The 8,095-nt window shown below is 31.5% G+C and carries 11 protein-coding genes; all 11 read left to right on the top strand.

What is annotated here, in order from left to right; all coding sequences use genetic code 11:
- Positions 1-326: 326 nt before the first annotated feature.
- On the top strand, positions 327-734 hold the full coding sequence (locus A9996_RS18700) for a peptidase associated/transthyretin-like domain-containing protein (RefSeq protein ID WP_066438902.1): 408 nt from the start codon (positions 327-329) through the stop codon (positions 732-734).
- A gap of 633 nt (positions 735-1,367) precedes the next feature.
- On the top strand, positions 1,368-1,997 hold the full coding sequence (locus A9996_RS18695) for an FMN-binding negative transcriptional regulator (protein WP_066438899.1): 630 nt from the start codon (positions 1,368-1,370) through the stop codon (positions 1,995-1,997).
- Positions 1,998-1,999: 2 nt separating this feature from the next.
- Positions 2,000-2,470: a GNAT family N-acetyltransferase gene (locus A9996_RS18690; RefSeq protein WP_066438896.1), complete on the top strand. Its 471-nt coding sequence runs from the start codon at positions 2,000-2,002 to the stop codon at positions 2,468-2,470.
- Positions 2,471-2,530: 60 nt separating this feature from the next.
- Positions 2,531-3,331, top strand: a complete 801-nt coding sequence (locus A9996_RS18685) for a T9SS type A sorting domain-containing protein (protein ID WP_066438895.1) — start codon at positions 2,531-2,533, stop codon at positions 3,329-3,331.
- A gap of 121 nt (positions 3,332-3,452) precedes the next feature.
- Entirely contained in the window at positions 3,453-3,665 is a 213-nt protein-coding gene (locus A9996_RS18680) for a beta-barrel fold lipoprotein (RefSeq protein WP_066438892.1), read from the top strand.
- On the top strand, positions 3,637-3,990 hold the full coding sequence (locus A9996_RS18675; protein ID WP_066438890.1) for a hypothetical protein: 354 nt from the start codon (positions 3,637-3,639) through the stop codon (positions 3,988-3,990). The genes A9996_RS18680 and A9996_RS18675 overlap by 29 nt, the downstream gene beginning before the upstream one ends.
- 94 nt (positions 3,991-4,084) lie before the next feature.
- Positions 4,085-4,471: a DoxX family protein gene (locus A9996_RS18670; RefSeq protein WP_083994034.1), complete on the top strand. Its 387-nt coding sequence runs from the start codon at positions 4,085-4,087 to the stop codon at positions 4,469-4,471.
- Between the two features lie 238 nt (positions 4,472-4,709).
- Positions 4,710-5,201 carry a DUF3575 domain-containing protein gene (locus tag A9996_RS18665; protein WP_066438888.1) on the top strand — a complete coding sequence of 164 codons (492 nt, stop codon included), beginning with the start codon at positions 4,710-4,712 and terminating at the stop codon, positions 5,199-5,201.
- Positions 5,202-5,550: 349 nt separating this feature from the next.
- Positions 5,551-6,006 carry a GNAT family N-acetyltransferase gene (locus A9996_RS18660; RefSeq protein WP_066438886.1) on the top strand — a complete coding sequence of 152 codons (456 nt, stop codon included), beginning with the start codon at positions 5,551-5,553 and terminating at the stop codon, positions 6,004-6,006.
- Between the two features lie 241 nt (positions 6,007-6,247).
- Entirely contained in the window at positions 6,248-7,066 is an 819-nt protein-coding gene (locus A9996_RS18655) for a DUF3108 domain-containing protein (protein ID WP_066438884.1), read from the top strand.
- A gap of 128 nt (positions 7,067-7,194) precedes the next feature.
- Entirely contained in the window at positions 7,195-7,977 is a 783-nt protein-coding gene (locus A9996_RS18650) for an alpha/beta hydrolase (protein ID WP_066438904.1), read from the top strand.
- Positions 7,978-8,095 lie beyond the last annotated feature (118 nt).

Here is an 8,095-nt window from a genome sequence, read left to right as displayed (position 1 = left end):
ATAGGAATGATGACATCAACAGTGCCTTCGGGAATCAAATGTTAAACTCAAAAATATACTCTGCTGGTAATTTAGTTCAATTCGGTTAGTTATCTCGGATAGTAATGGTCAATTAAATTTACAAGATATCATATATTTTCCCGGAATGACTATATTTTAAGTTTGCTATAAAAATAATTTTTACCTGAAAACATCAATCAACGAAAAACTTAAATAAAATAATAAGATAATGAAAACTATTTTTATTTCTTGAAATTATCCTTTTTTGCTGCATTACTTCTTGTAATTCTATTCGTGAGGCGGATAACCTGGCAAACAAAAGTGAAGTGACAATAATCTATCCCAAAGAGAAATTCAATAAGGAAGCAAGTGAAAATCATCTAGCTGAAGGTACTTCGGGAATAAAAGGGGTTTTATTCACCAAGGAAAAATCTCTTTTTGGTTTTAAAGCTCCACTAGCTACGAAAATTTATGGAATAAACAAATCAGTTTTGCTCTTTCCAGTAAGCGACTATTTCAAATCGTGGTATGAATTAAGGAGCAAAAAGGAAAATAAAAAAACAAGAGTTTACATGTCGGATGAAGCTTTTGCTCAAAGATTTGAAACAACCACCGACAACTTCGGCAGGTTTAATTTTGAAAAATTGAAACCAGGAAAATACTTTTTGCAGGCATTTATGGAACTTACAATTACATATAACAAGGAAGTTAATACTGGTACTGGTTACACGTAATTTTGGTTCTGTTAATTATTACGAAAACAGAAAGTTTTATAAGTCACAGAATCAAAGAATCGAAAAGTTCGTTGAGATTACTGAAGATGGAGAAATTATAGAAGTGAAGCTTAAATAAACATTTTAAAATATAAAAATTCGTAATGTTCATGTTGTAGGGTAATTAATATTTAAGGAAAATCCAATTGTTTAAAATTTATACTATCGGTCATTCAAATGAAATTTTAAAAAATAACAGCAACCTTATAAAAATTTAAGCATTTTGAGTTTTCAAAAAAAAATAATTGTGGGATTCAATAAGAATGGTTGGTATGAATTGGTAAATAATTATTAAAAGCAAAAATTGATATCAATACAATTAATACTAATAAATCAAAACTACGATTGACATATTATTGGGCATTAATTCAAAAGCAAAAGCGCAAATTGAGGATAGTCTTAAAATGAACTAAAGTTTTGCCGTCCTAACTTACAAGCAAGGTCGATTCTAAACATTTATTCACTGAAATTTGTTGAATTATTTAGAAACATTTAAAATAATAACCCTATCGATTGTTAATGCAACTTAACAATTCAATTTTAATAAGGTTGATTTATTGCGGTTACTAGCTGCGTTTAATATTTAGACATCATATGTATATACCAAAAATTAATTTAGAAACAGACAGAGATGAAATTATTTCCTTTATGAAACAATTCAGTTTTGCCACAATTATAACGGCAAAGGATGGCTGTCCTATAGCAACACATTTACCTTTTTTTATCACTGAACGGGATAATAATATCATACTGACTTCCCATTTTGCCAAAGCAAATGAACATTGGATGGATATTGTGAGCAATAACGTTTTAGTTATTTTTTCAGAGCCTCACGCTTATATTTCTACGAATAACTATTCCAGAGAAATGGAAGTTCCTACCTGGAATTATGTGTCTATACACGCTTATGGTAAAGGGAAACTAATCATGGAATCAGAAAAAGTATTTAATGTCCTTGAGCAAACTATTGATACTTACGAATCTTCATATCAGTCAAAATGGAAGAATTTTCCAAATGACTACAAAACAAGGATGGTTAATGGAATCATGGCGTTTGAGATATTAGTAACTGAAACTCAAGCAAAAAAGAAGTTAAGTCAAAATAAAACAATAGAAGAAAGACAAAGAATAGCTGAAAGTTTATCCCAAACCAGCAACACTAATAATGAATTGATTGCAGGATTTATATGGGACGGGCTCTTGAAAAAGAATAAAGGCAAATAAAAATGGGATATATAAATATCGAATTTGATAATTTCTTAATTACAACTGATAAAAATAAAATGGATGTTCTTGCAATTCATGAGTTTTTGTCAATTTACTCCTCCTGGGCCGATAATATTTCTTTAGAAAAAGTAATTATCTCTGTTGACAATTCATTGAATTTTGGATTGTTCCATAAAGGGAATCAAGTCGGGTATGCAAGAGTTGTTTCTGATTATGCAACTTTCGCGTATTTAGGAGATGTGTATGTTGTAGATGAATACAGAGGAAACGGACTGTCTAAAAAACTTATGGATGTAGTGATGAATCAATCAGAGTTGCAAGGTTTGAGACGGTGGGTTTTATTGCCATATACCGCCAATTGGTTATATGAAAAATATGGTTTCAAAAAAATATCCAAACCAGACTTTTATATGGAAAAATATGACTCGGCTATCGATAACAAGAAAATAATTAAAAAAATTCCAAAGTAGTTATTAAAGAATTAATCAAGGAAATTATTTAATAAAGTACAAATCAAAAAAGTTATTATTATGAATAAAAAAAAATATACAATAATATTATTCTTTTCTTTCTTATCAATTTCTGCACAAGAGATATTGGATCAATCACAATTGGTTTATAATACCTATGCACCTATTGGAATTTTAGATTATGGACAAGGTTTTACAGCTGGTTCAGATATGAAAATTACAAAGATTGAAGTTCTCATGGATTGTGGTTCTAGTCTAGGGTGTACAGGGCAACAATATAATTTAAGTCTTTATAGTGCCAGTTCCGATTCTAAACCAATTGGTAATGCGCTTTTTTCTCAAGCAGGAATAGGATTCGATGGCGCTGATGGTACACCTGTTTGGCAATCTTTTCAGTTGCCAAATGGCCCAATGATGACTTTGGGCAATATGTATGTGATTATAATATCCGACAATGGTAATTCTACTGACTTTGGGTGGTTGCAAGCTTCTGACAATCTTTATTCTGGTGGGCAAAATATATATAGAGTTTCGGGTAGCACGAATTCATGGAATACCTTGTCCTCATCTGATTTAGTTTTTAAGGTTTGGATAGACAATACTTTAGGAGTTGAAGGGCAATCGGTTTCCGACACTAACATCAAGGCATCTTTTAATAGCGGCATGAAACTTATAAAAATTGATAGTGATGTCAACTTTGAGGCATCACTTTTCGACTTATTGGGTAGAGAAATAATGAATTTTGATGTCTTGTCTCATTACAATAACTCATTTGACGCATCCAATTTAATTAAAGGGATATATATAATAAAATCAAAAACAGACAGCGTTATATTTTCTAAAAAAATATGTATTCGGTAACCTAACTGCAATTTATTCAAGGAATTTGATTGATAATGGAGTAATATTTTTCAACATACCTAATCAATCAGTACCTGAAACAAAACCAACTACCTTTTGAAATTATATAATAAAATAAAAAATGAAAACAACAAACATTAAAGGAAATCTTACAATTATAGTATTGCTTTTAGGAGCATTGCTTGTGAATTGTAGTAAAAAAGATGACGAAAATACACCCATATCGAATTATCATATTGAAATGAAAATGAATGGAGAACACAAAATGTTCAATAAATTGATTGTTGCCCAGATTAATGATGACAATGGTGAAATCCAAAACAATTGTGGTTAGTGGCCTAAAAGATATGGATGCCGGATTTAGCGACGGTTTTGATTTCACTATAATGGATTTAGATGAAGGTATAACCACCAAAACATATTTAAATCCTGTTGATAGAGGCAATTTAAATTACGAGTTAACCTCTAATTTTTATAATACCTCGGAAAACCTTTATTTCAGTAGTGTTTACTATGATCCTGAAGAATTTAAAATAACCATAACAAATTTAAATGCTAATTATGTTGAAGGAACATTTTCTGGTAAAATGAAAAATCTTGAAAATCAAGAAATAATTGATATAACAGATGGTAGGTTTTTCGCGCCAACTCGTTTTTGAAGAAAATTAATCTTAACAAATTATTTGGTTGTGCACGAGTTATTAATAGAATAGGTCAGGTTAATAATAGGTTCAAAATTTAAAATAAACATTTATGAATTACAAACAATTAGTATCTCAAGAAAACTCAATCCGATTACTACGCTTCAGCGTTGCATTAGTTTTTGTTTTACACGCTATTGTTAGAATTTTCAATGGTACAATACCCAGATTTGCAGACTTTTTAAGTGTCAAAGGTTTGCCTTTCACTAATGTATTGGTATGGCTAATTACTGGGTATGAAATTATTGGTGGAATGGCATTAATGATAGGTTATTATTCCAAATGCCTTTCCATTGGTTTTATAATTATTCTTGTTTTAGGAATTCTCTTAATCCATATAGCGTCTGGATGGTTTGTAGGTGAGCATGGTACCGGAGGAGTTGAGTATAGTTTTATACTTATTGTAGCACTTTTAGTCATTATGAGTTCTAAAAAATAATTAAATATGCCCAAAGATGAGTAGTTGCCCGGTTTTATGGATTTAGGGTGTGCTTTTAATATCTAGTAACTGCATATCTTATTAACATAAATCAATTTGGCAGTATTTACATACAAAAAAATTGATTTTGAACAGATTAATTCGAATTAGTTAATAATGTTCTTTTTATAAGATTTTTAATTTCAATATGAATTATACAAATACCAATATATATTAAAAAAAAATAACTAACAAAACAATGAAAAAACAAATTTTATTACTCGGAGCATTATTCGCATTTGGATTAACTAATGCTCAAGCTCCATTAGAAAAGGGAGACACACAATTAAATGCAGGATTTGGAATCTCTGGATGGGGTACTCCTGTTTATGCTGGAGTAGATTACGGCATCGCTCCCAACATTACTGTAGGAGCTGAGGGCTCTTTTAGGTCTTATAGTCAAACTGGTTTTAAAAGTTCAATTATTGGATTACAGGCCAATGGTAATTATCATTTTAATGAAATTCTAGAGATTCCGAGCGAATGGGATGTATATGCTGGTGCAAGTACTAACTATTACATTTGGAACACAGATTCACGATACGAATCACTTGCGGAAGGAAGTGGGTTTGGGATTGGAATTCAGATTGGTGCACGTTACTTTTTTTCAAAAACTTTTGGTATCAACCTCGAGGGAGGAGGAGGAAACGCAACGAGTGGAGGCAAACTAGGCATTACATACAAATTTTAATAATAAAAGCGAAGCTACATATCGCTGTTGAAATAAGTAGGTAAAACCATTCTGTATTCTTATATATAATTGATAATCTTTCAAATGCTAAAAGTAATTGGTTTATGCGAAAAGCGAATGTTTCAAAACAATTTGAACAAAGTTCTTTAAGTGTGAAAGATGATGTAAGAGATGTAAATATATCATTAGAAAGACCATTTGGATTGACTGATATAGATTTAATTGCAAAAAGATGTCTTTCTAATTTTTGTTAAACGTGCCGGAATGATAGCTACCATAACGGTATAAGGATTGCACGATGAAGACATAATATAATTATTGACACTTTAAAAGTTAAACGATTGCAAATATGAGAATTCGAGAAGCAAAAAAAGATGATATTGACCAAATTCAGATTGTTAGAAATTCTGTAAAAGAAAACACCTTGTCAAACCCTAAACTATTGACAGAAAAAGTCTATGAGGATTTTTTGTTTAAAAGAGGAAAAGGGTGGGTATGTGAAATTAACAATCAAATAGTTGGTTTCTCCATTGTTGATTTAGTAGAAAAAAATGTTTGGGCGTTGTTCTTGCTCCCGGATTTTGAGAAAAGGGGAATAGGTAAACATTTACATGATATAATACTTGATTGGTATTTTACCCAAACCAAAGATATTATTTGGTTAGGAACTACACCGAAAACAAGAGCGGAAACGTTTTACAGAACAGCTGGTTGGATTGAGGCAGGAATGAACGGACCGAAGGAGATTAAGTTTGAAATGAGTTATGAGGATTGGGAAGTGGCTCGTGCGCAATCATATTTATAGAAATCTAATAAGTATGGAACAACAATTTGGATATTTCTTAATAAGCTATTACAAGTGTGTAAACTGAAATAGATGAAAAGAAATTTGGCTCAATTCAATTAGAACTAATAAAATACCATAATGGGTTTTGCAATAAAATAAATTTTACTTACGGTAAAGAAAGTTTATGGTTCACACAATAGCCTATTATAAAACTCAAACAGTATCGAAGTAAACAGTACTTACCAAAATAAATAAGAAAATGAAAATTATTTCCATTACAGCATTTTTATTAGTTCATCTTTTTTGCGTTTCAAATTTGCATGCTAAAAAAAGAGATACGCTTGAAGTCTCTTCGTCAAACATTAATACCAAACATTTAAGGGAAGGTACCCACCGATATCTGGTCTATTTTAAAATGGGTAAGGACTCTGTGCGCTCACAAACACAGTTTTGGACAAGAACAATTAAAAGAACCGATTATAAAGGAATGCCAGTGATTGAAATCAATCAGGAATGGGAGGATAAAGACAGCATTATGCATGTTGTAAAATCCATCTCCGATGCTAAAACGATGCAACCTTTGTATCATAGCACTTGGTGGAAGGTTCGAACCCCAAGGGCAACGACTGCTAAAACTATAAATGTTACTGCCGTGGATTTTTTAAACAAAACGGTTGAGCACAATGGAAAGATGTTAGATGATTCGGATACGGATAAAAGGGCAATGGCTATATGGGCGGGGTATAAATCATCTTTGGATAAATATTTTTTAAACTGGCATTTGGATTTAGAAACTTTTCCATTACTACCTTATAAAAAGGAAGTCACATTCCTTATTCCTTTCTATGACCCTGGCACAGCTTCAAATTATCAAAAAGTTGCTTACACGGTTACAGGCTCCGCGGATTTGATTGGGTATAACGATCAAAAAATAGATTGCTGGATATTGACACATGAAAGTAAAGGAAATAAGGAAATTTTTTGGATTAGCAAGAAGACCAAGGAGGTTCTTAAGCTTGAACAAGAAATAAATGGAACCATGTATCGCTATAAAATAAAATTGGGATTTAGCGTTTGACATGAGCTACCATGCTAGGAGAGTTATTTAAAAGTTTTTAGAATTTGATATTTGCATATTACTTGAAGTTAGAAATAAGCATAAAAAAGTGCCCTCTTCTTGAAATAAGCGGACTAATAGATAGCAATATGACAAATTACAAAACAATCGTATTCGTACATGGTCTTCACGAAAATGCAGAAAGCTGGAAATCGTGGAAATTATTTTTTGAAAAAACAGGTTACGAATGCCATACTCCAAACTATCCCTTCCATGATGGAATTCCAGACGAATTAAGACAAAACCCAAATAGAGAATTAGCTAAAATCCGGATGAATGATGTTGTTAACCATTATGTGAAATTCATTGATAGTTTGGGAGGTGTTATTCCTATTTTAATTGGTCATTCAATGGGCGGTCTTATTGTACAGAAACTTGTCCATCTTGAAAAAGGTTTGTTGGGAGTTTGTATAACGTCTGCATCACCTAAAGGAGTTTTAAGTTTTAAATGGAGCTTTATAAAATCTAATTGGGGTGCTATAAATCCCTTTAAAGGAAATAGCTTGTATTGCGGAACAAGAGAATGGTTTCATTATGCTATTTGTAATACATTAACACGACAAGAGTCTGACGAGATTTATGAAAAGGACGTTGTACCCGAGAGTAGAAATATTCCAAGAAGCAGTAGGTTTGGTGATGGAATGATAGATTTTAATAAGCCACACAAACCGCTTCTGTTCATTAGTGCTGAAAATGACCATATAATTCCTACTAGTCTGAACCTCAAAAATATTGCCTCATATAAAGATAAACATAGTATCAAAGACTTTAAACAGTTCAAAGGACGCTCACATAGTTTATGTGTACAAAAAGGTTGGGAGGAAGTTGCTCAATTTATAGAATACTGGTTGATAAAAAATACGAAAATTTAATTTAATTATCGCTTTAAGTTTCTTCATTGAAGCGAGATATAGCGTACCAATTAAAGTATGTTAAGCCAAGTTATTTTGGTTATGAATTGAATGTTGTTCCTATTAAATAATCTTATAG

The organism is Gelidibacter algens (assembly GCF_001678675.1).
GTDB lineage: Bacteria > Bacteroidota > Bacteroidia > Flavobacteriales > Flavobacteriaceae > Gelidibacter > Gelidibacter algens.
The sequence above is the reverse complement of the archived record's forward strand: the minus strand, read 5'-3'. Positions and strand labels throughout refer to the sequence as shown.